Raw genomic sequence first — 21,580 nt, 5'->3', positions numbered from 1 at the left:
ACGGGGGCAACGTCTGGGACGCAGCGCTGCAAACGATCAGCGAGGACTGAGCAGCCCACAGACGGTTCGGCTCGGATCAACGTGCTGTGGCGTCTGTCCACGCCGAGATGGCTGTGGCACCCTGCCGGACGGCTTCTTCCGGGTCCCGGGCGAGCTTCCTGCAGACCACAGCGACTTCCAGCCCCGATTTCGAGTCCACGAGCACGTCATGCACTCCGGTCTGCAGCCAGTCAGCCTGGTTGTCGTCAGCTTCGGCAACCGCGAGAGCGATGAGCCTTACGGCGGCCACCGTTCCCACCTGGGCCAGGGCCTCTGCCGTCTCTCGAGTCACCGCGGTGTTCCCGACGTCCAGCAGTAGCGCCAGCAGCGCTTCCGCAGCCTCGGGGACTTCGGCGAAGGAAGCAAGGGCACGCCCGGCACAAGCGCGTTGCGTCCACGAAGGAGATGACGCCTCAGCCAAGGCCGTCCCCAACCCACTCATCATCTCTGGCACAACCAGACGGTCTCATGCCCAGGAAGAAGATCGAACCCGGGCCGAAGCGTTCGTAGAGGCATGGCCGTGTGGCGATGCATTCACCCCGATGGCAGGCGGCACGTCCGGTCTCCGTGACTGGCCAGGCTCATGATCGTTACCCGCAGTGGCAGCTCCGAGGGCAGTGGTACAACCGCCCTCTCGCGCCCTGAACGCGTGTCCGACGTCAGGTCGTCACGAGGAGGAATGACGAGTGGGTGGCTGGATCAGTGTCGGTCTCGGGGCTGCGGCGGCGTTGTGCCCGCTGCCGCACCACGGAGACGTGGCCGTCGTCATGGACCAATCTCCCACCCACGGTCACCTGGTGGTGTGTGCCCCGGACGTATGGGTCGACATGGGCTACGGCGCCGGAGTGACGGAAGCCCCGCGCCCCACGTGCGCTCCGACGACCCGGTCGCCCATGGCGCCGTCTCCTCCGTCACCCACGGCGCCGCCTCACCCGTCGCGGCCGTCATCACCGCCTCCGTCCCTGTCGGTCCCCGAGTCGGCGCCGCCGAGGCCGCCCGCGCTCTCGCCACCGGAAGTCGCTCCGGAACCCGCCGCCCCGGCATCCGCCGCCCCGGCACCCCCGGCACCCGGCCCCGCGTGGGCACCACCAGCGCCCTCGGCGCCGAGCATCACGACCCCCGCTCCGGCGGGGGCGCCCAAGGGGTTCCGGTGGGAGCCGCGCTCGCACTACACGGGGGGTCCGTCCCGTCCCGCTCCGGCCAAGCTCTCGATGACCATGTCCACGGTCGTGATCACCCTGCCGGCTGTTCTGGCCGTGGCCGCCTTGCGGCCCGGGTCGCGTCGCCGCGGCCGCGGCTGATCGTCCGCCTCACGTCCGGCCGCCGGGCCCTTGACCGGCTGACCGCGTCCGCCCCCCGTATCTCAATCTCATACACATCGCCTCGCGCGTCATGGAGTTGTGCAATGCCGGAATGGCTCGTCTACGCCCTGGCCTCGGCCCTGGTCTGCGTTCTCGTCGTCACGGCGACCGTCCTGCGGCACCGCCGCGTGGACGTCGACGAAGACACCTCCGAGACACCGGACGTGCTGGAGTACATGGTCATGATGGTTGGCGTCGTCTACGCCATCGTGCTCGGACTGGCGATCGCCGGCGTGTGGGAGGCCCGTACCGCGGCCGAGGACACCGTCCAGCGCGAGGCCCAGGCCCTTTACGAGATCGATCAGCGCCTGGACGTCTACCCTGCCGCCTTCCGAACACAGATCAAGGAGCACATCGACGCCTACGCCCGGCACGCGGTCACCGCCGAATGGCCCGCTCTGAAGGACGACCTGCCCGTCGACGGCACCGGCGCCGAACTGCTGGGCCGTATCCGGAGCGACATCGCTCATCGCACCCCGGCGGACGAGCTTCAGGCCCAGGCCTACCAGCCGCTCCTGGACCAGGTGGCCGCGGCGGACGACGCCCGTCACCAGCGCCTGGATACCTCCGGCACCACCCTGCCCGCAGCCCTCTGGTTCGGCCTCCTCGCCGGTGCCCTGGTCACCCTCGGCCTGCTCTACACCCTGCAGATCCGCCGCTCCGCGCGCGAACTGCTGCTGGCCACCACCTTCAGCGCTCTGGTGGTCTTCCTGCTCTTCCTCGTCTGGAGCTTCGACGCCCCCCTCGGCCACTCCGGAACGGACTCCGCCCAGCCCTTGAGTGACCTCGTCACCGCCGGGGTCTGACCGGGGCTCACGAAGGAACGCGACACCGCGTGTCGTGAAGCCGGGCCCATCAGCGGCGGCGGGCTGGTACGCCACGGTGGCGGGTACCGGTCCGGCGCCACTCATCGGCCCGATAAACGAGTTCGGCTTGTCTCATCCTGGGCGCCCTCGCCGTCGCGGGCGTCGAGCTCGCCATCCGGGACTGGCCCCGGCGTGACGCAGGCCCGCATGAATGCGCGAGACGGCGGAAGGCACGAGCATGGTGACGCCTGGAGGCGCGTGTGGACAGTCTTGAGTCAGCGGGGACGGTGTGTACTGCTGACCGTCGGGTGGTTGCAACCTGCACAGGCGTGCCCGCGGGCGGAGTGAGGCCGCGGGCACGCGAGGGCGGGTGGGGCGTCGGCTTCAGCGGCCGGTGGCGGCTGCGACCAGGTCTCGTCCGGGGTCGGCGAAACGGCCTTCCAGCAAGGGGGATTGCTCCACAGGATCCGGTGAGCGGCCGGCGGCCGCGGAGCGCCCGGCGAGACCGGCCGACGGGGGCGGGAGCGGGACCGAGACGCAACCGGACCGGTCCGACTCCAACGCGCCGTTGAACGCGGAGACGCAGAACTCGAAGTTCCAGTTGCCCGGGAACAAGAAGGCGATCTCGTGCGAGTTGGTGTCGGTGGAGGACTGGTCCGCCGTGAACGGGCCGCCCGTGGTGGCGTTGCGTACCCACACCCGGTATCCGGCCGCCTGGGCCGAGCCCTGCCAGGTGAGGCGGACGGTCGTGGCGTCGAGGGACTGGATGCTCACGTCCGCCGGCACGGGGGGTACGCCCGCGCCGACCGTCACGGACCTGGCCACGATGGGCATCCCGCCGCCCGCCTGGTTCCAGGTCGCCACCGCTACGAGATAGTGGTGGCCCGGTACGAGGCCGTCGATCCACGCGGATGTGCCCTTGACCGCCGTGCTGTTGATGTAGGAGCCCGGCACGTCCTTGTCCCAGGTGATGATCTCGTACCGGTCGATGCTGTCCGTGTGCGCGCCGGTCGGCGCGTCCCAGTACACATCGAGGCCGGTGGAGGAAGGGCGGGTGGAGACGTTCGTGGGCGGGGCGGCGGTCTCCGGGTGCGCAGTCGCCGAGACCGTCTCGGACCACACGGACACGCCGTCGGTGCCGTTGTCGGTGTTGACCTGGTACTCCCAGGTCCAGCCGTCCTCCGTCCAGGTCGTGTCGTAGCGGTTGGTCGAGACGTGGGTCTCGTTCCAGTTCGCGGCGCCCGCGAGCCGGTACCGGACCGTGTAGCCGCGCGCCCCGAACACCGGTGACCAGGTCACCTTCACCCCGCTCGGGACGGACTCTGCCACGACGCTGTTCACCGGGTAGATCGGCCGCCGGGGGATCGTGGTGGGGATGCCGGGCACGAACTGGCCGATGCCGTAGTCGTCGTGGAGGGTGCGTTCGAAGGCGGACGCGATCTGGAACTCTCCCAGGGCGTTGGGGTGCAGATTGTCGTAGCCACCCGGGCAGGTGTTCGTGTCGCAGCTGTACGCCGCCTCCCAGTCGACCAGCTTCACGGGGGAGGAGAGGGTGCTCCAGGACGGGATCGCGTTCTTGAGCATCGTGTTGTACTGCCTGGTCTTGACGATCAGGTCCTGCCGGCCGTCGATGAGCGGCCGCATGGGAACGTTCGCCACGGCGAAACGGATGTCCCCCTTGGCGGCGCGGGCCCGGTCGACGAGGGTCTTCATACTGTCCAAGGTGCCCGTCGCGTCACTGACCAGCCATCCCATGTCGTTGAACCCGATGCCGAACAGCACAAGGTCGGGCTTGTACTGGGCCACCATGGGCCCGATCAGGTCCTTGTCCTGGGCGGCTTGCCGTCCCCACACGGCGAAGTGATCGCTGTCGAAACCCGCCCGCACACCCTGCGCGTACGCCCCCGTGACGGGAGGATTCGCGACGGAGGGGTTCTCCAGTACCTCCCCCTGGAGACGGGGCGGCGCGGGGGGCCCGGTGGGGTCCGCCTGCTGCTTGGTGCCCTGGTACGGTCCGACGAAGTCGACGTCGACGTGCTGGTCGCGGAACCACTCCCACAGCCGGTACCGCCAGGTCCAGTCACCCTCCATGCCCTGGGTCATGGAATCACCCACCACCATCACCCGCAGGGGGGCGTCGGTGCTGCCGACACCCCGCTCGAGCCGGTGCACCGACGCCAGCAGCTTCGGAGCCAGGTCCTTCATCACGCCGGACATGTATGTGGTGACCGACCCCAAGTACTTGATCTTCGTCCCGAAGTTGCGCAGGGCTTGCTGCACCTGGGCGATGGCCTGGGCGCCGCGCTCCGAAGTCCACGCCAGCAACGCTCCTTGAAAAGCCCCCTTCACAGTCGGCCAGAACGAAGCGGCCAGCGCCCCCGCCCAGACATCCGCGTCGCCGAGCGACCTGTCGTCGTAGTAGGCGTTGAGCAACTCGCCGACAAGCGTGCCGAATCCCTCGGAGACGGCGCCGCACACCGGAGCGGCGGCCGGCGCGCCGACGTTGAACGACGCCATGCACCCGCCCCAGACCAGGCCGGTGACCGCCCATGCGACACCGCTGGCGATGAATTTCTGCATAGGGGTCGCGCCGAAGCCGACGGCATCGGTCGCAGCGACGATCACGAGGCTGTCGTCCACGACGTGCACCGTGCCCTCGAAGTCCCCGCTCCCCTCCTGCGGCGGATAGATCCCGACACTGTGCTCCTGGGCCCGCTTGGTGAAGGCGGCCCCCAGCGTCATGCCCGCGGCCTGATCGGCACGGGTCCGGTCGACCAGCGCCTGCATGAAGTCGCGCACGTGCTGGCGACCCTCGGCAGTGGGCAGGAAGTCGATGGCCATGACCAGGTCGTCGTCCTTCACCGCGAGCGAGCGGAGACCCCCCGCCTCCTTGGCGCAGCCCAGCCGCACCGTCACCGGCGTTCCCTGGTCGCCCTCGGTGGCGAAGGACGTGGCGTGGGTGGCGCACAGGGGCGAAGGTTCGACCGCAAAGCCCGGGGGCGCTGCGGGCCCGGCGATCGTGCCGAGCAGCAAGCTCAGTGAAACCATCAAGGTCACTGCGACGCTGCGGCGCCTGGTGGATATCCTCGCCCCACGTCGCTTGCGGACCGTTTCTGACGTACGTCGCCATAAACGCATGTCGTTCCGTGTTCCCTTCGAGATTTCCGCAGCACCGTGGTCGCGCTGGCGTGTGAGCTGACAGCGGCTTGAACAGTCCGGTGATGAACGGATGGCCGTCGGCGTGAGCGCCAGGGACCCCAGTCAGTGGGTTGGCCGCCGCACCTGCATGGTTGTTCCGGATCTGCACGACCCCTTTGTCGCGTAGATCCCCATCGCATAGCCGCAATGGCAGCTACAGCATCGCACCACTGTCCGAGACGGAATCATGCCGGTGAGCAGTCCGGGTCCGAACCTGATCCCGAACTCGTAGTCGGCTTCAGCACTTTGCCGCCGGAGCCCGTCCCCGTCACGAGGTCCGCCCGTCCGGGTACGGGAGGAGAGGCGGGCATGGGTGGTTGCGGTCATAGCCCCCACACTGCGCTGCGCCACCGGGCCGCCCCTGGGGTAGAGACGTCGGTCACTTCCCCCGAGACCCCTCGGCAGGCCCACTCGGCCCCGAGAGTCTCAAGAGCCTCGCGTTGTAAGGGCGGACGGGGGTCGGAGACGTACGGAACACCGCGGGAATCCCGGCGTGCCTTTCTGCGCGCTGGTGGTTGTCTGGAATTGGCCCTGCGGTGATCGTCATGACGAGGGGTGAGTGCCCCCGGTCAGTAGGCCAGTGCGGTCAAGTGGTCGGGGTGGTGGGCGGCGACGTCGTGGGCGGCTCGGACGAAGGCGGCGACGGCTGCGGATCGCGAGGTCTCCGGCCAGGCGACCATGACCGCGCTGGGGCTGAGGCCGGTGACCGGCCGGTATGCGATGTCCGGGCGCTGGTGCCGCTCGGTGGTGGAGAGTGACAGGAACGCCACCGCCTGGCCCAGCGCGACCACCTCCAGGAGTTGCTCGACGCTGGCCACGAGCGGCCCCTCAGGAGTGTCGGCCGGCGCCAAGCCTGTGTGGCCATCGCCTGCTTCCCCTCCGTCGCATCCTGTGTAGTAGGCGGTGGCGGAGGGGGCGGCGCCTTTCCAGCGTGGGATCGGTTCGCCCTTGAGGTCGGTCAGCCGCAGTCGCGGGTGTCCGGCCAGGCGGTGCGTGGCGGGGAGGACGGCCAGTCGCGGCTCGACCACGAGCGTCTGGGAATCCAGCCCTTGACCGTCGAACGGGCTGCGCAGCAGCGCTACGTCGGCACGGCCGTCCCGCAGCATGGCGATCGGCTCTCCGCTGCCGCCGACGACGACTTCAGGCGGCGGCAGATGCGGACCCGCTCCCCGGTAGGCGGCGAGGATCTCCCGCAGCAGCCCGCCATCGCCTCCCGGTTTGACCGCCACGACGAGCTGGGGTGTCGGCTGACCGGCCCGGCGTGCTCGCCGGGCCGCCGCGTGCACCGCGTCGACCGCGATCCGGGCCTGGTCGAGCAGCACCTGACCGGCGGTGGTCAGCCTCACCTGCCGGGTGGTGCGCTCCAGCAGGCGTACACCGAGCCGGGACTCCATCTGAGCGATCGCCTTCGACAGCGGGGGCTGTGCCATCCCCAGACGTTGCGCGGCCCGGCTGAAGTTCAGTTCCTCGGCGACGGCGATGAAGTACCTCAGCTCCCGCACCTCTAGCTCACTCATATCTGTGGACTATAGATCCAGAGTCTTCTGGTCTTTCCCTGCCGCCCGTGGGTGAGGGGAGGCTGGGTGCCATGACGACTTCGCAGAAGACTGCTCTGATCACCGGTGCGAACAAGGGCATCGGAAAGGAAACGGCGCGCAGGCTCGCAGCTCTCGGCATCACCGTGCTGATCGGCGCCCGCAACGCCGAGCGTGGCGAGGCGGCGGCCGAGGAGCTTCGCGCCGACGGCGCCGACGTACGGTTCGTTCCGCTGGACGTCACCGACGAGATCTCGGTCCAGGCCGCCGCCAAGCACATCGACGCCACGTTCGGCCGCCTCGACATCCTCGTCAACAACGCCGCGATCGCCGCCGGACCGCAAAAGCCGAGTGAAACCCCAGCCGCCACCGTCCGGCAGGTCTACGAGACCAACGTGTTCGGCGTCATCGCGGTGACCCACGCCATGCTCCCCCTGCTACGCCGGTCCGCCGCCGCACGCATCGTCAACATGTCCAGCGAACTCGGCTCCCTCACCCATCTGGCCGACCCGGGCAGCCCGTGGTCCGCCTACTTCTCGATCCTCCTCCCTTACTGCACGTCGAAGAGCGCGCTGAACGCGATCACCGTGCTCTACGCCAATGAACTGCGCGCCGAAGGGATCCTGGTGAACGCGGTGAGTCCCGGCTACTGCGCGACCGACCTCAACCGCCACACCGGTATGCGCACGGCGGAGGAGGGCGCGGCCGTCGCGGTCGGCCTGGCGACTGTGGGCGATGACGGCGCGACGGGCACCTTTGTGGCCGAGGACGGGCCGATTCCGTGGTGAGACCATGCCGCGCCGTCTCCGCCCGAAGCCTGACGGGGGTGTTTCAACCCCCGCCGTGACGATCACTGGCCTCTTGCACGGCACCCATCCCCACGTGCGTTACTGGTAGTTGGTGGGCGCACAAGCCAAGCCAGGCACGAGGTGATCACTCATCTCGCGGAAACAGCGTCAAGGGCTGGGCCGCGAGTCAGCCTGCGGTTTCCATCGCGGTTGTGTGCTCGTCGTGTTCGCGCAGCATGCGCTTGACTGTGGCGGGTGAGGGGTGCTGGCCCCTCTTCGTGCCGGTGGTGATGACGAGGTGTTTGGCGATGTCTCGTCGGGCTCATCTCCTGCTCGCGCAGGTGGAGGGCCATGGACAACATCGACTCGTCGGTGACGCCCGCGCCACCGATCGCGTTGTCGCGCTTGCGGGCGGACTCGTGGCCCTCCAGGGTGCGGTCGCGGAGGCACGGAGTTGGGACACGGCGGTGAGCAGACTGTCGGCATGGCTCTCCAGGTCCGCCCGGGAGGCCGTTCGACCGGTCCGCTTGTAGGTCACGCTCGTCAGCCACCAGGCGAGCAGGGCGGTGAAGACAGCATTCCGAAGTGGTTGAGTGGGTCCACGAGCGCAGCCTCTTTCGTACGCGCGCGAGTAAGGGTGCGCCCTGCTGGTACACAACGACGATCGAGCCGTGACCACTCGTCGGCCAGGGAGGCAGGGCCTCGGGCGCGTCCACGTCGTCGACGAGAGGCTCCGGGACATCGAGGGCCCGCGTGCTTTGCTGCGGCGTGCTGCCGCGGTTGGGCGGGGACCGGGCCCGTGCGCGGCGTCCTTCGCGCAGGTGACGGGCGGGGCGGATGCGGCTGGGGGCCGGTCCCGGTCCAGGGCGGACCGGTCGAACGGTGCCTGCGGCTGCCTGGGGTCAAGTGGACCGCCTCGGCCCAGCCGGGCAGGCCACGGAGGGCTTCGGGATCCGCCGCGCCACCCTGTCCCTGGGCGGCATCACCCTCACGATGCGGCCGCTGGAAGGAAGCCTCCCCAAGTACCGGAGCCTGTTCCCCCAGACCTCCGCCACGTCCGCCCGGCTCGACCGCGCCACGACCGTACGGGCAGTGAAGAAGTGTCAGGCCATCCAGAGGGCCAAGTGGCTCAAGGATGTCCCCGTGGCGTTCGTCTGGGACACCGGCGGCCACATCCCGTTCGCCCCCCGCCTGGAAACGGCCGAAGGCGACGCCCGTACCAAGGGCATGCCCGTCCCGACGACCGTTACCAACGGCAGCGGCGAACGCCTGTACGGCGGCCTCGCAGCGTTCAATCCCTACTACCTCTTGGACGGCGATCAGCACCTTCACCAGCGACACCATCATCCTGCACCTGGGCGAGACGAAGGACGGGCACCTCAGTAGGCCCGGCCTCTTCACCGAAGGCACGGAGATGACGAGGCCGGGACTACAGCCACTTGCTCATGCACGTCCGGCTCAGCTGACAACGCCGAGCCCCACCCCCGCCCCCTCCGGCGGGGAATGGCCCCGGCCGGCCCCGAAGACACCCCAAGGAGGTAGCCCACGGCCGTGACGCTCGACTGGAGGGGAACCCCGATCACACACAGGTCCCACGTCCTTGTCCCGAGGAAGTGGGGGACAGAGCTCCCACTCGACGGAGATGGTGGAAGGAGTAGTCAAGGCCCACACACCCACCGGACGGATCATCGTGGAGGTCCTAGGATCCTCCCGCCCGCGTGCTGAGGGCGGCACCGGCCGCTCCCGCTGCGGCATCGCGGCGCACAGCGTGACGTTTGTCCCCAGCGCGGCCGGCTCCCTTCCGGAGGGCCGCCCAGACAACGACGAGCTGGCAGAGCTCAGCGCATTGTCGAGTCGAACGTCTCGTCGGAGGCGTGGGGAGGTGCTTCCGCCACCACTCCCGTCCGTGGACGGCCGGGGCACGGTAGGCGTCGTAGGCGATGACTCAGTCGAACCCGGTCAGGCCGCTCCAGTGGTGGACGAACCACGCGACCGCTCCTGGATGTAGAAGGGGTCAATTTCGGCGGCGAAGGCGTCCGCGTGGACGCAGGCGGCCTCTGCTTCCAGACGCGCTCTGCCATAGGCCCGTCTGGGCATGGCTACGGTTGCGCCGGGTCCAGCTCGGCGGTGATTTGACCGATGAACACCCGCTTACGTCGCGATCGCCTCGAACTAATCGTTCGGCGGCTGGACCAAGGCCTTCACCGACCCCCGGCTCTGCGCGGCCATCGTCGACCGGCGCACCTTCAACGGCACCATCATCGAGACCGGCACTGACTCCTTTCACCTCGCCAGCACGCGAGCCCGGGCTGAGGAACCCGCCAAGGTCGGCTGAGTGCGATGGCTGCCTGTCTTGACCTGAGTGACGAGGGGGTTGGGGGGCATCGGAACGAAGGCCGGTGCGAGAAGATGGTTGTATGTGGGTTCAGCGTGTGATCGAACTGACCGGGTGGGAGCCGCTCGGGATCTCCGTCGACTGGGCGGCGATCGAGGGAGAGCTGGGGGTTCCGCTGCCGGCGGACTACAAGGAGCTCTACGAGGTGTTCAGCGGCGGCGTCTTCAGTGATTCCCTCTACTTTCTGGGGCGCGACGAAGGCCTGGCGTTCGACTTCCTGACGCAGTGGCGGGTCTTCCTGTCGGTCGACCAGGACAGCAAGTTCGGGAACGTCTCCGCCGTGGAGCCCTATGCGATCTACGCGCCGGGCGGCAAGGGACTGGTCGGGTGGGGCTCTACCGAGTGGGCCGACGAGTACTTCTGGCTGATCGATGCAGAGCGGCCGGGGGAGTACCCCGTCCTCGCGCGGTCCAATGACGTCGGCGCGTGGCACCGGTACGACATGTCCACCTCGGAGTTCCTCTATCGCGTCCTTGCTGATGCCGATTTTCAGCCTTTCGGGATCGCGCAGTACAACCTCGGCACAACGTTCGAGCCCGGCTCCGGCGGCCCCTTCGGCGGCGGGCCACTCTGACGGGAGGCTGGCTGTCCCACGTTCGTGGACACGAGAGTGCCGTAGTTTCTCGGTTCTGGCACTGATCTTGGGGAGCCGTCGTGGAGCGTGACGTCGTTGTTCGATTGCGAGGGGCTGGCTCGTGCGAGACGGCGTACGCCTAGGCGTCTGACAGCCGGAAGCGACGCTCCCTCAGGTGCCTTTCGTTCGCTGCTGTGGTCGGCGGTGGACGGTGATGGTCATGCAGACCGACGCACCGATCTGGGACTCGCTGGTGCTCGCCGGGATTGACGAGACGGAGGTCGAGGCGGCTACGGCCGGCTTCGGCACGGTCGAGGTGGTGGCGGGAGGCCGAGCCGCAGGGGCTGCATGTCCGGACTGCGGCCGCTTCTCGGGCCGGGTCCACGACCGTTATCAGCGCAGGCTGAGGGACCTTCCTCTGGCTGAACAGGGCTTTGTGATCCGGCTGACGGTCAGGCGCTTCATCTGCGGGTCGGCGGACTGCCCACGCTGTGTTCTCGGCGCTGAGCACGATCGACCACGGCGATCGAGCCCGTCGTAGAGCTGTCTGCCCTACTTCGTCGGCACAGCCGGAGGAGGCGTCACACCTGGCTCGATCGTTGACCTGATGTATACACGAGTACGACCTGATTCGAGTGTGTGTGCGAAGAGGTCGACGCAGTACTGGACATCCTTGCCGTAGGGCGATGCGACGTCACCAGGGCAGAAGCCGCCTTCCCGCAGCCCTTGGACGAGCGTCTCCGGCTCGACCAGACCCAGGTGGGAGAAGCCCGCCGTCGCCTTGTAGCCCTTCTGCTGGGGGTGCAGGTTGGGGATCATCTCGGTTCCCTCCGGCCTCAACGGCAACAGATAGGCATCGGCGTCCTTGGTGGGCAGGGTGAAAGCGAGAAGTCCGACGTCGTAGCGCTCGCCGGTCTTGTACCCGGCGCGCCGGTCCGAGGCCTCCGCCGGGACCCTGATGCCGATCTGTTCGCTCATCCAGGCAGGTGTGACACCGCTCGACCAGCAGCAGCTTTCCTCTTGGTTCACGTGGTCGGAAACTGCGTCCTGCACGGCGAGCGCAGCAGCGACGACTGCTGCGGCCACGGTGAGGACCACTCCTGTGAGGACAGCGACTGGGCGGCGCACTGACTACTCCTGATGCGTTGCGGATTCGGATGCGAGCGTGCCGACGGTTGCAGTCGGGTGGTGGGGCCCGTTGGAGAACGCTTCAGCGGTGTCCGCCGTCGTCGCGGACTCCCCCCTGTTCCCGTCCCGGGTCCGTGCGCGTGCCCTCCCGGCCAGGCTCGTCCGGGGCGGGGAGCGGTTGCCCGCTCGGAGCGTAGCCACCCAGGTCGTACTGCTTCACCGAGCTGCTGCCCGACATGTCGAACTCCCGGGCAAGGCCCGTGGTGTGCATCTTCGCCATCTCACCGTCCGGGACCCCCATGCCCAATATGGTGACGCCCTTGTCCTTGTCCCAGTTGTAGCGGTCCCACACATTGGCCTGGTAGTCGAGACGGATCGAGGGCTGACCGTTGGCATCCGGCACCACCGTCACCACCCCGGTCACGTTGGACCTCGTCGACCCCACCGCATAGAACCAGTTCTTGTCCTTGTCCTGATCGAAGCTGAAGTCGTCGTTACCGGTCTCCACCGGAATGGCGACCGGCTGCCCGCCGTTCCGGCGGAACTCCTCCAGCGCCTGCTCACGCCATGCGGCCTGGTGCTTCTCGACCGTTTTGTCGATGTGGGTTCTGAAGTCCTTGTCGTCGGACATCATCTTGTCCACGGGCAGCTTCAGGGGATCGCCGTCGTTGCCCAGATAGTGCGCCATATGGCGGGAGGCGTCGTCGAGACCTCCGAAGTCGGCGCCCTCGACGATCATCTTCATCTTCTCCCTCGTCCACCGGTCCCTCAGGCCAGGCGACTTGACGTCGTATGGTCCCGATCCGGCATCCGGCGCAGCTCGCTTCACCGTGGGATGGAGAAGGCCCGCCGCCAGCAGTTCGTCCTTGCGCGCCATCCACAGCTCGCCCCGCGCGGTCGGGCTCAGCGACTCCCAAAGCCGCCGCAGCTCGCCCCGCTGCGGGTCGGTAGCCTTCCCTCCCAGCGACGCCAGATTCATCGCGCGCGGCAGTTGGTCCTCGTCAAGGGAGGTGTACGCGGCGTGGCCGGCGTTGAGCGGGTCGCCTCCGTGACTTGCCTTGAGGGCGCGAGTGGCGGCGGCGTCGATCTCCGCGGCGTGGGCCACCAGGCCGGTGATCGTGTCGGCGTACCACTGCATCAAGTCTTTGGTGCGCTGTGAGGCCGGTTCCGGCGTGCATCGCAACTCTGTCACGCGCACGATGCCGCCGACCCCGACGGACACCATCAGCGGCGCGGGAGGGGCGCCCCCGGTCCCGTCTCCGCCCTTGGCTTGTTCGGCCAGCGAAATGACCTGCTTCTGAATGTTCGTCAGCTCGGCGTGCGCGTCCTCCAGGACCCGGTGGATGCTCTGTGCCTCCGCGTGCAGATCGAGAAATTCCTTCGCGGTCCCACGTACGAAGTCCTTGGTGACCGTGGCGTTGATGCCTTCCCACTTGGCCGAGTCGGACATCTGCACCAAGCCGTCGTAGACCTCGGTCCGCAGTTTGTCGAGTTCGTCGGCCATGGTCTTCCAGCCGGCGACGGCCGTGCCGAGCTTGCCGAGATCCATCTCGACGAGATCCTTGTATGTGAACACCGCTGCTCCCCCCTTCGGCCCGCTCGTCCTACGACATGTACTTGGAGAGCTCGGACACTGGCATCGCAGAGCCGTCACGGCCACGCATGGACGCCTCGATCAGTTCGTCGTTCTTCGCGTGGGTCTTCTGGGAGTAGTTCAGGTGGTTGGAGATATGGGCGCACATCTGCAGGACGGTCTTGACCTGCGAGTCCCAGACCGAGAGCGTCGTGGATAACTCGTCTCCCATGGTCATGTTGTGCGCAGACAGCTCCTGCGCCGCCTGGGCGGTCGAGCCGGCTCCGTTGGTGTTACTGCCCGCGCCGGCGATGTCGGCCTTCCTTCGCAGCTCGGCGTGCAGCAGGAAAGCCTGGTTGCCGACCGCGCCCAGGTCGTCCTGGGCGACCACTAAGTCGAAGGGCGAACCGGCCCCAGGGGTGCCGGCAGGATTCTCCCCCGCATTGAGTCGCATCCCGACCGGTTGCCGCTCCTTCGCCTCGGACATGAGACCGGCCCACTCCTGATTGAACGTCATGCCCGCACCATCCCCCCGACGGATTACATGAAGTAGGAACAGTACAGCCAGAGTTGACGTTTCGTCAGGTCAATCCAGCACGTCCTCGTGCGCGTGCCGGGAGTCGGGAGACGGGACCACACCGAATCGGCCGCGCCCTTCGCGTACGCCATGTGCACGAGGCGTGTCACCCGCTGGCGTTGATGTGCTCGATGTGGGTGCCCGGGCGCACGCCTGCTACACCCGGCCCACGCCCAGCTCCGTGAGGGCCTCGCACCCCGATCCTGCCGACGGCAAGCTGCACCAGCGTGGAGAGCCCGGCAACCGTCACCATCACCCCGGCGTCCCCGATTGGGCCCTGCAATAGAATCGGCCAGCTCGGACGTGTGGTGACGCCACCGCATCGCAAGTTCAGGAAGTACGCCCCCCACTTGTACGAGGAGATGTACGAACGCCAATGCAAGGCAGGCCCCTCCCGCGGCTTCCGAGTCGAGCACGCCATCGGCCACCTCAAGAACCGGCCGGCACTGACCGCCGCGAGAACGGGAGCGGCATCGTCCAGGCCGTCGCTAGTCTGCTGTCTCATCAGCAGACGGGACCTGATCCCCACAGGCAGAGGTGAACACTCATCCCCGACGGTCCTCGACGTCTCACCGCCTACGGTGCACGAGCCCGCCAGCCGGCCATCCGTCCAGTACTCCCGGTCCTGGCGCGCAATCGGCTCGGGCTACCTTCTGGAGGTGCCCCCCGCCGTCGTGGCCGGCTGATCGGTGTCGCCGTGCCAGGTGGGCCAGCCGAGGAGCCGGGGCCGTTCGGTCACCCAGGCGCGGGTGTCCGTGCCGATCTCGGCGTCGATCAGGGCTTCCAGCCGGCGGGAGTAGTGCAGGACGAGGTCGTGGTGGGCGGGGTCGGCTGCGAGGTTGCGGACTTCAGCCGGGTCTTCCTGGCGGTCGTAGAGCACGACGTCGTTGTCGGCGAACAGATCCTTCAGGTCCGCTGGGCGGTTGGGGTTCAGGGGGGAGAAGTACCGGCCGAAGGTGTAGCGGGCGTCGGTGTAGCAACGGAGGAATCCGCGCTTGGTCCAGTCGGGGCGCAGGGCGCCGCTCTGGACGCGTGCCGGGGCTTCCGGGTCGGCGAACTCGAACCAGAACGAGGCGTCCAGGGTCACGAGCGACTCGACGGCGGACAGCACTCCCTCGCGTGCTGCCGAGCCGTTCAGGGCAGGCAGGAGGGAGCGGCCTTTGAGCGCGGGAAAGCGGGTGGCGATGTCCGCGGGGGCGACACCTGCGCATTCGAGAAGCGTGGGGGCGAGGTCGACCGCCGACGCGAGGGCGTCGGTGCGCGTGCCGCCGTCGATGTCGGGGTGGCAGAGGATGAACGGGACGTGGAAGTTCTCGTCGTAGACGAGATTCCCCTTCTGCCGTAGACCGTGGGATCCAGCCATCTCCCCGTGGTCGGCCGTGAAGACGACGAGAGTGTGGTCCGCCTGTCCGGAGGCTTCCAGCGCGTCGAGCACCAGCTCGACGCTGCGGTCCACGTCGTGCAGGGCGTTGAGGTAGAAGTTCAGGCCGTCGTACCAGTGTGTGTCGTCGGCGACGGGCCCGAAGACGGTGTCGAGCATCCGTGCGTACTCGGCCACGGCGGGAACCGCGCCGGACAGATCGTCGTGCAGGCTTTCTGGGAGCGGGAAGTCCCAGCGTTTCCGGTACACCGGAATGTCGGCCGCCGCCTTGGCCACTACCGCGTGAGCGAGACCGAACGGCAGCTGGACCTGGGGGGAGCCGCCGTAGTCGAAGCTCATGATGTCGTGCGGGTTGACGAAGTTGACGGCCATGAACCAGGGCTGGTCCTCCGCCACGGCGGGCGCCCTGTTGCGTAGCCAGCTCACCGCCTGGCCGGCGATCACCGGGTCGATCTTCAACCCTGCCCATGCTCCTCCGTCGATGTCGCCCCAGTCGTTGAACTCGCTGAACCCGTAGGGCTCCAGTGCGTCTGTCGTCGGTGCGGGGCGCTCCGGCGTGACGTAGGCGTTCGAGAGGTGCCACTTCCCCTGGTAGGTGCAGTAGTAGCCGGCCGAACGGAGCATGGTGCCCAGCGTGCCGAGGCCCGGATCGAGCGGGCGGATGTACGGCATGTTGTCGTTGTCGTAGATCTCGGTGGCGGGCAGGTGCTGGCCGGTGTAGAGCACGGACCGGGCGGAGCTGCACATCGCGGATGCTGAGTAGAACCGGTCGATGACCGTGCCCCGTGCGGCCAGCCGCTCTCGTGCCGGCAGGGAGAAGCCGTCGGGGCGCGGGATCGCCGCCCGCTCCTCGTCCGTGACGATCAGCAGAATGTTGGGGCGACGTGTCATGGCCACTTTCCCTTCGACATGCTGCACCTGCGGTGGCGCCGCGCAGTGCAGGGTGCACCGATAGCGGTGCACCCTGCCCGAACCTAGGTCGCGCAGACACGTGCTGCCTGCGAGGAAGCCATGACGTGAATCCGTCCGGGTGACGGACATGCCGCCTATCAGACGCAGTCTCGCTCCCCGACGGCACGGCCAGGCGGCTGGCACCGGGGCGATCCCGGGCGACTTCGACGGCGTGAGAACAATGTCCTGGTACGGCATTGCGGACCATGTGCGGCCGAACACCGGAGCCGGTGGATGCGGCGGGGTGGCTCGTCCAGTTGCCGCTGTGAGGTCCTCACCCCGAAAGCAGCCGGCGCTCACCGACCGTGCCGTTGGTCACCCTTCGACCTGGAGCGTTCGGACGCAGTCGCCCTGGACCTGCACAGCGTGCCCGGCGGCCTGAGGGACGCCTGGTAGCGCAGGCCCGGACGGCGACTCGTAAGGTGGCGGCATGCCTAGAACTTCACCCGCAGTAGCCCTCGAAACCCTCCTCGCCGGGAACAGCCGATTCGTGGCGGGTACGCCCGGGCACCCCAACCAGGACGCCGCCCGCCGAGCTGAGCTGGCCCCGGGCCAGGAACCGTTCGCTGTCGTCCTGGGATGTTCCGACTCCCGCCTGGCCGCGGAGATCATCTTCGACCAGGGGCTCGGTGACCTGTTCGTGGTGCGCACCGCGGGGCACGTACTCGGCTCCGAGGTACTGGGCAGCGTCGAGTACGCCACCACCGTGCTGGGCAGCCGTCTCGTGGTCGTCCTGGGTCACGACTCCTGTGGCGCTGTCGCGGCGGCACGGGCCGCGGTCGAGGACGGGTTCACGGCGAACGGCTTCGTCCGCGACGTGGTCGAGCGTGTCACCCCGAGCGTGCTGGCCGCGCGAGCTGCGGGCCTGACCAAGGACAGTGACATCATCGACGAGCACATACGGCACACGGTCAGCCTGCTTCTGGAACGCTCCCGCGTCCTGTCGGAGCAGGTCGAAGCGGGTGAAGTCGCCGTCGTCGGAATGGGCTACCACCTCGCCGACGGCAGCGCCCGGATCGTGGCGTCCCACGGAGCCGTCTCCCATGACGCACTGTCGGCCGTGGGGCAGGCCTGACTGTATGACGACGACCCGATAGCCTGCCGAGCCACCGGCCCGTGCGGCCGGACTCCGGGAAGCGGTAGCCGCCTTCCGGCAAGACCGTCGATTCATGCCGGCATTGGCGTCGAGTCATGCGGCCCACGGACACCGTCTACGGCGTGGCCACGGACGCCTTCGCGGCCACGCCGTCGCCGGCCTGCTGGCCGCGAAGGGACCGGGCCCCAGAAGCACCACCGTCGGGCGCTGGGCCGCCTCCTGGTCCCACTCCTCCTGAGGTCGGCTTTCGGTGTCGGCCCCGGCCCTTGCTCATCGCGGGCCGGTCCCACTCGGCAGGCTTCGCCCTCTCGGGCGGCGGTGGGCGTAGAAGGGCTTTGGCAGCGGCCAGGTTCTCGACAACGTCGACCACCTGCCACTCCGTGCCGGTCCACTCTTCGATCGCTCTCGGCGCGGCGGGGTCGACGTGGGCCTCGCGACGAGGACCGCCGCTGAGCGGCACCGCGCGTCGACGCCGTGCCGCTCGGCCCATGGCTCCACCAGCGCCGGCCGCCCGGCCAGGACCGGGTCAGGGAACTCAACCTCTGTGGTCGTCCCTGCTTCTCCGTGAAGCCGTAGTCCTCCGGGGCATCGTGGGGTACTTCGCCCTGTTGGAGCCCACCGAGGCCACCGGCCGACCCGATACCGCCCGCCGGACGCAGGGGGCCGGAGCCAATGCCAGTGGCTCCGGCCCCCTGCCTCGTGACTGTAACCCTCCCGGTCACACGTTCCGGAAGTCCCGCCGGCCGCGGTCCACGGACAACCGCATGGTGTTCCGACGCCGACCGCCCTGGATCTCCCTACGCCGCCGCTTGACGCGCGTACCTGGCGCAATCGGGACGAGTCTACGCGCGGAGACGAAGGGCATGCACTCGAAGCGGAAGACATCCATACCGGGGGCTACCCGCCGGTACGCGCACCCTGCTAGAAGTGTCGCGTTCAACCAACTCACCTCCCACACTCTGGATTTGAGGCTGATCGCCATGCTCTGGCGAAGATTCGTGCTGTCCGCGTCAACCGCGCTCGCGGTGGCCGCCGCGGCCCTCGGAGTCGCCCAGCCGGCCGCCGCCGCCGGCCACCGCTACGTGGCCCTCGGAGACTCGTACTCCTCCGGCGTGGGTGCCGGAAGCTACCTCTCGGACAGCGGCGACTGCCGGCGCAGCACCAACGCGTACCCCCGTCTGTGGGCAGCGGCCAACTCTCCCTCCTCGTTCTCCTTCACCGCGTGCTCCGGTGCGACCACCGGTTCCGTCCGCAGCGGCCAGCTCGGCCCTCTGAACGCGTCCACGACCCTCGTCAGCGTCACGGCGGGCGGCAACGACGTCGGGTTCGCGGACATCATGCAGACCTGCGTGCTCAACAGCGAGGCCACCTGCGTCGCGGCCGTGAACACCGCAGTCGGGAAGATGAACAGCACGCTGCCTGGTGGCCTCTCCGCTCTCTACGGGGACATCCGCAGCCGCGCACCCCAGGCGCGCGTGGTGGTTCTCGGGTACCCCCGGTTCTACCAGCTGTCCGGGAGCTGCATCGCCGGACTCAGCGAGACCGAGCGAGCGGCCATCAACCGGGGTTCCGACACCCTCAACGGCGTTCTGGCGAAGCAGGCCGCGAACGCGGGCTTCACCTTCTCCAGCGTCGTCGACGAGTTCACGGGCCATGAGATCTGCTCCGCGGACTCCTGGCTGCACAGCCTGTCCGTCCCGCTGTACAACTCCTACCACCCGAAGGCCACCGGGCAGTCGGGCGGATACCTGCCCGCTTTCCGTTCGGCTCTCTGACGCTGCCAGCAGCTGCTGACCGGCACCGGCACCGGCACCAAGGCGCAGGCAAGAGCCCGCACGTGCGATACCTGCCTGTACGAAGGGACCGGATCGGCCGCTCGGCGGCCGATCCGGTCCCGTGTCACATCTGGGTCAGTCAGCGCGCGGCCTCGTTCCCGGGCCGCCTCCCAGTCTTGTCGCGGTTGTCGCCGTAGCCGTTGTCGCCGTAGCCGTGATCACCGTTCTTGCAGCCGCCGTAGCCGTAACCGTCGGGCGGGCAGACGGCGGGGATACGGAGCCGGACCGAGGGGCTCTCGACAGCGGAGCCGTCGGGGTCGGTGCCGGTGGCCTTGGCCGTGTTGGTGACGTGGCCGGCGAGGGCGTCGGTGATCAGGACGGTGGTCTGGCCCTTGTCGGCGAGCCGATGGATCTGGTCGAAGACACGCTGCTCAGCGGCCGCATCGAGGGCGCTGGTCGCGATCTCGGCGTTTGGTCCGCCTCCGCGGCTAATGCTGTGACCGTGAACGTTCACCGGGTCGCTCGTTGTGCTGGTTGGAAGTGACGACGCTTCCAACCATCGTGGGGAGGCAGGGTGGCGCATCCGGTCAAGGTCCGTGGGCTGACCGAGCAGGAAGGGCAGAAACTGCAGCAGGTCGTGCGGCGGGGCAGTACCAGCTCGGTGCGGTTCCGGCGGGCGATGATGCTGCTGGCCTCGGCCGGCGGCAGCACGGTCCCAGTGATCGCGCGGCTGGTGCAGGCGGACGAGGACACCGTGCGTGACGTGATCCACAAGTTCAACGAGATCGGGCTTGCATGCCTGGACCCTCGGTGGGCGGGAGGCCGTCCCCGCCTGCTCAACCGTGACGACGAGGACTTTGTCGTTCAGACGGCCACCACCCGGCCGACGAACCTTGGCCAGCCCTTCACCCGCTGGTCGATCCGCAAGCTCGCCGATCACCTGCGCAGGAACATAGCCCGGCCCGTCCGGATCGGCCGGGAGGCCCAGCGCTGCTTACTGGCCCGCCGCGGGATCTCCTTCCAGCGCAGGAAGACCTGGAAGGAGTCTCCGGACCCGGACTTCGACGTCAAGCTCGCCTGCATCGAGTACGCGATCAACGAGCGGACCGACCGCACGTTCGCCTTCGACGAGTTCGGGCCGCTGGGCATCCGCCCGACCGCCGGCTCCTGCTGGGCCGAGCGAGGCCGCCCCGACCGGCTGCCGGCGACGTTCCGCCGCACCCCGCGGGATCACCTACTTCCACGGCTGCTACTCCGTCGGGGACGACCAGATGTGGGGCGTCAACCATAGACGTAAGGGCATCGACCACACCTGGGCGGCCATGCGAACGATCCGGGCGGCCCGTCCGGACGGCGCCCCGATCTACGTGATCCTCGACAACCTCTCCGCCCACACGAACTGGCGGATGAAACGGTGGGCAGTCAAGAACACGGTCGAGCTGTGCTTCACCCCGACCTACGCGTCCTGGGCCAACCCCATCGAGGCCCACTTCGGACCCCTGCGGCAGTTCACCCTCGCCAACTCCCACCACCCCAACCACACCGTCCAGATCCGTGCCCTGCACGCCTACCTGCGCTGGCGCAACAACAACGCCCGCCACCCCGACGTCCTGGCCGCCCAGCGACGCGAACACGCCCGCATCCGCAGCGAGAAAGCCATCCGCTGGGGCGGCAGACCCCTGCCAACAGCGGCCTGAGCAGGACGCAGCGTCGGCCTCACCCTGCGGGCAGCGCGGAAATCGGGCTGCGACACACTGACGTGGTGACCGACAACGCCTTCGTGATCGTCTCCGGTCTGCCGGCCAGCGGCAAGAGCACCCTGGCCCGCAGGCTCGCCGTGGAACTCGGCCTGCCGGTCATCGACAAAGACGTGATCCTGGAATCGCTCTACGAATCCCTCGGCATCGGCGATCAGCCATGGCGCTACCGACTGAGCCGGGCCAGCGACGACATCCTGTTCGCGCTCGCTGCCGACGCCGGGCGAGCAGTCCTCGTCAACTGGTGGCACCGCGACACCGCCCCCGCCCGACTCCACCAACTCGACGCCCAGCTGGTCGAGGTGTTCTGCGACTGCGATACCGAACTTGTCGCTGAACGGTTCCGGACACGCAAACGCCACCGCGGCCACCTCGACCAGGATCTCACCCGCGAGGAGATCTGCGACCGCGTCGCGGTCTGGGCCGCCTACCCAGGACCGCTCGGACTGGGCAGGCACGCTTTGATTGTCGACACCACCCAGACAGTCAACATCACCACCCTTGCCGAAGAGATCGACGCTCTCCTCGCCGGCACTCACCAATGAACTGACGGCGACACCACGACCCGAACGGGACAGCTCCTGGCCGGTCTTGGACGAGGCCGTGACGACGAGCAGCCCCGACGGCAAGACGCGCACCCGCTTGT

The 21,580-nt window shown here is 68.4% G+C and carries 17 protein-coding genes and 2 pseudogenes; 10 read left to right on the top strand and 9 right to left on the bottom strand.

Translation table 11 applies throughout. The features are described from left to right. Window positions 1–76 precede the first annotated feature (76 nt). The gene (locus tag OG259_RS00300) at window positions 77–484 is read right to left on the bottom strand and encodes a hypothetical protein (protein ID WP_328946950.1); all 408 of its coding nucleotides are present in this window, start codon (window positions 482–484) and stop codon (window positions 77–79) included. A gap of 960 nt (window positions 485–1,444) precedes the next feature. On the opposite strand from OG259_RS00300, the gene OG259_RS00295 reads away from it, so the two are divergent. Continuing rightward, window positions 1,445–2,206, top strand: coding sequence for a bestrophin-like domain (locus OG259_RS00295; RefSeq protein ID WP_328940292.1), 762 nt, complete (start codon window positions 1,445–1,447; stop codon window positions 2,204–2,206). A gap of 384 nt (window positions 2,207–2,590) precedes the next feature. On the opposite strand, the gene OG259_RS00290 is transcribed toward OG259_RS00295, so the two are convergent. Together OG259_RS00290 and OG259_RS00285 are read right to left on the bottom strand one after the other, a co-directional pair. Beyond that, window positions 2,591–5,254, bottom strand: a complete 2,664-nt coding sequence (locus tag OG259_RS00290; protein ID WP_328940291.1) for a fibronectin type III domain-containing protein — start codon at window positions 5,252–5,254, stop codon at window positions 2,591–2,593. A gap of 719 nt (window positions 5,255–5,973) precedes the next feature. Further along, window positions 5,974–6,921, bottom strand: coding sequence for a LysR family transcriptional regulator (locus tag OG259_RS00285; RefSeq protein WP_328940290.1), 948 nt, complete (start codon window positions 6,919–6,921; stop codon window positions 5,974–5,976). A gap of 71 nt (window positions 6,922–6,992) precedes the next feature. Here OG259_RS00285 and OG259_RS00280 point away from each other — a divergent pair, with 71 nt between their 5' ends. The 5 genes and pseudogenes from OG259_RS00280 (at window position 6,993) to OG259_RS00260 (ending at window position 11,237) form a co-directional block, all read left to right on the top strand. Beyond that, the gene (locus OG259_RS00280) at window positions 6,993–7,727 is read left to right on the top strand and encodes an SDR family oxidoreductase (protein ID WP_328940289.1); all 735 of its coding nucleotides are present in this window, start codon (window positions 6,993–6,995) and stop codon (window positions 7,725–7,727) included. A 906-nt stretch (window positions 7,728–8,633) separates the two neighbouring features. After that, complete coding sequence (locus OG259_RS00275; RefSeq protein ID WP_328940288.1) at window positions 8,634–9,113, top strand: hypothetical protein; 480 nt, start codon at window positions 8,634–8,636, stop codon at window positions 9,111–9,113. A 769-nt stretch (window positions 9,114–9,882) separates the two neighbouring features. Further along, window positions 9,883–10,062: pseudogene (locus OG259_RS00270) on the top strand (ATP-binding protein); the annotation flags it as partial. 97 nt (window positions 10,063–10,159) lie between these two features. Next, window positions 10,160–10,696 carry an SMI1/KNR4 family protein gene (locus tag OG259_RS00265; protein WP_328940287.1) on the top strand — a complete coding sequence of 179 codons (537 nt, stop codon included), beginning with the start codon at window positions 10,160–10,162 and terminating at the stop codon, window positions 10,694–10,696. Between the two features lie 220 nt (window positions 10,697–10,916). Continuing rightward, window positions 10,917–11,237, top strand: coding sequence for a transposase family protein (locus OG259_RS00260; RefSeq protein WP_328940286.1), 321 nt, complete (start codon window positions 10,917–10,919; stop codon window positions 11,235–11,237). 11 nt (window positions 11,238–11,248) lie between these two features. Here OG259_RS00260 and OG259_RS00255 read toward each other — a convergent pair whose 3' ends face one another. The 4 genes from OG259_RS00255 to OG259_RS00240 form a co-directional block, all read right to left on the bottom strand. Further along, entirely contained in the window at window positions 11,249–11,782 is a 534-nt protein-coding gene (locus OG259_RS00255) for a hypothetical protein (RefSeq protein WP_328940285.1), read from the bottom strand. Between the two features lie 124 nt (window positions 11,783–11,906). Beyond that, the gene (locus tag OG259_RS00250) at window positions 11,907–13,400 is read right to left on the bottom strand and encodes a hypothetical protein (RefSeq protein WP_328940284.1); all 1,494 of its coding nucleotides are present in this window, start codon (window positions 13,398–13,400) and stop codon (window positions 11,907–11,909) included. A gap of 28 nt (window positions 13,401–13,428) precedes the next feature. After that, window positions 13,429–13,914, bottom strand: a complete 486-nt coding sequence (locus tag OG259_RS00245; RefSeq protein ID WP_328940283.1) for a hypothetical protein — start codon at window positions 13,912–13,914, stop codon at window positions 13,429–13,431. 706 nt (window positions 13,915–14,620) lie between these two features. After that, the gene (locus OG259_RS00240; protein ID WP_328940282.1) at window positions 14,621–16,246 is read right to left on the bottom strand and encodes a sulfatase-like hydrolase/transferase; all 1,626 of its coding nucleotides are present in this window, start codon (window positions 16,244–16,246) and stop codon (window positions 14,621–14,623) included. Between the two features lie 490 nt (window positions 16,247–16,736). On the opposite strand from OG259_RS00240, the gene OG259_RS00235 reads away from it, so the two are divergent. Next, a complete protein-coding gene (locus OG259_RS00235) occupies window positions 16,737–17,381 on the top strand; it encodes a carbonic anhydrase (protein WP_328940281.1) in 645 nt (214 codons plus the stop codon). A gap of 136 nt (window positions 17,382–17,517) precedes the next feature. Here the strand turns inward: OG259_RS00235 and OG259_RS00230 are convergent, their stop codons facing one another. Then, a complete protein-coding gene (locus OG259_RS00230) occupies window positions 17,518–17,892 on the bottom strand; it encodes a DUF6087 family protein (protein ID WP_328940280.1) in 375 nt (124 codons plus the stop codon). A 490-nt stretch (window positions 17,893–18,382) separates the two neighbouring features. On the opposite strand from OG259_RS00230, the gene OG259_RS00225 reads away from it, so the two are divergent. Continuing rightward, window positions 18,383–19,177: an SGNH/GDSL hydrolase family protein gene (locus OG259_RS00225; RefSeq protein ID WP_328940279.1), complete on the top strand. Its 795-nt coding sequence runs from the start codon at window positions 18,383–18,385 to the stop codon at window positions 19,175–19,177. Between the two features lie 139 nt (window positions 19,178–19,316). Here the strand turns inward: OG259_RS00225 and OG259_RS00220 are convergent, their stop codons facing one another. Next, window positions 19,317–19,691 (bottom strand): hypothetical protein, encoded by a 375-nt coding sequence (locus OG259_RS00220; protein WP_328940278.1) that lies wholly within the window; start codon window positions 19,689–19,691, stop codon window positions 19,317–19,319. Window positions 19,692–19,751: 60 nt separating this feature from the next. Between OG259_RS00220 and OG259_RS00215 the strand changes: the two are divergent. Beyond that, window positions 19,752–20,874: pseudogene (locus tag OG259_RS00215) on the top strand (IS630 family transposase). A gap of 65 nt (window positions 20,875–20,939) precedes the next feature. Beyond that, window positions 20,940–21,479, top strand: a complete 540-nt coding sequence (locus OG259_RS00210) for an AAA family ATPase (RefSeq protein WP_328940277.1) — start codon at window positions 20,940–20,942, stop codon at window positions 21,477–21,479. Window positions 21,480–21,580: the final 101 nt, after the last annotated feature.

The organism is Streptomyces sp. NBC_00250 (assembly GCF_036192275.1).
Classification (GTDB): Bacteria; Actinomycetota; Actinomycetes; order Streptomycetales; family Streptomycetaceae; genus Streptomyces.
Note: the sequence above shows the minus strand (reverse complement) of the source record. Positions and strands in the feature narration are given on the sequence as shown.

Coding starts and splice junctions, on each gene's coding strand:
- OG259_RS00290 (WP_328940291.1), bottom strand. CDS start 5,254: ATGGTTTCACTGAGCTTGCTGCTCGGCACGATCGCCGGGCCCGCAGCG.
- OG259_RS00230 (WP_328940280.1), bottom strand. CDS start 17,892: ATGGGCCGAGCGGCACGGCGTCGACGCGCGGTGCCGCTCAGCGGCGGT.
- OG259_RS00300 (WP_328946950.1), bottom strand. CDS start 484: ATGATGAGTGGGTTGGGGACGGCCTTGGCTGAGGCGTCATCTCCTTCG.
- OG259_RS00235 (WP_328940281.1), top strand. CDS start 16,737: ATGCCTAGAACTTCACCCGCAGTAGCCCTCGAAACCCTCCTCGCCGGG.
- OG259_RS00225 (WP_328940279.1), top strand. CDS start 18,383: ATGCTCTGGCGAAGATTCGTGCTGTCCGCGTCAACCGCGCTCGCGGTG.
- OG259_RS00295 (WP_328940292.1), top strand. CDS start 1,445: ATGCCGGAATGGCTCGTCTACGCCCTGGCCTCGGCCCTGGTCTGCGTT.
- OG259_RS00245 (WP_328940283.1), bottom strand. CDS start 13,914: ATGACGTTCAATCAGGAGTGGGCCGGTCTCATGTCCGAGGCGAAGGAG.
- OG259_RS00280 (WP_328940289.1), top strand. CDS start 6,993: ATGACGACTTCGCAGAAGACTGCTCTGATCACCGGTGCGAACAAGGGC.
- OG259_RS00260 (WP_328940286.1), top strand. CDS start 10,917: ATGCAGACCGACGCACCGATCTGGGACTCGCTGGTGCTCGCCGGGATT.
- OG259_RS00285 (WP_328940290.1), bottom strand. CDS start 6,921: ATGAGTGAGCTAGAGGTGCGGGAGCTGAGGTACTTCATCGCCGTCGCC.
- OG259_RS00240 (WP_328940282.1), bottom strand. CDS start 16,246: ATGACACGTCGCCCCAACATTCTGCTGATCGTCACGGACGAGGAGCGG.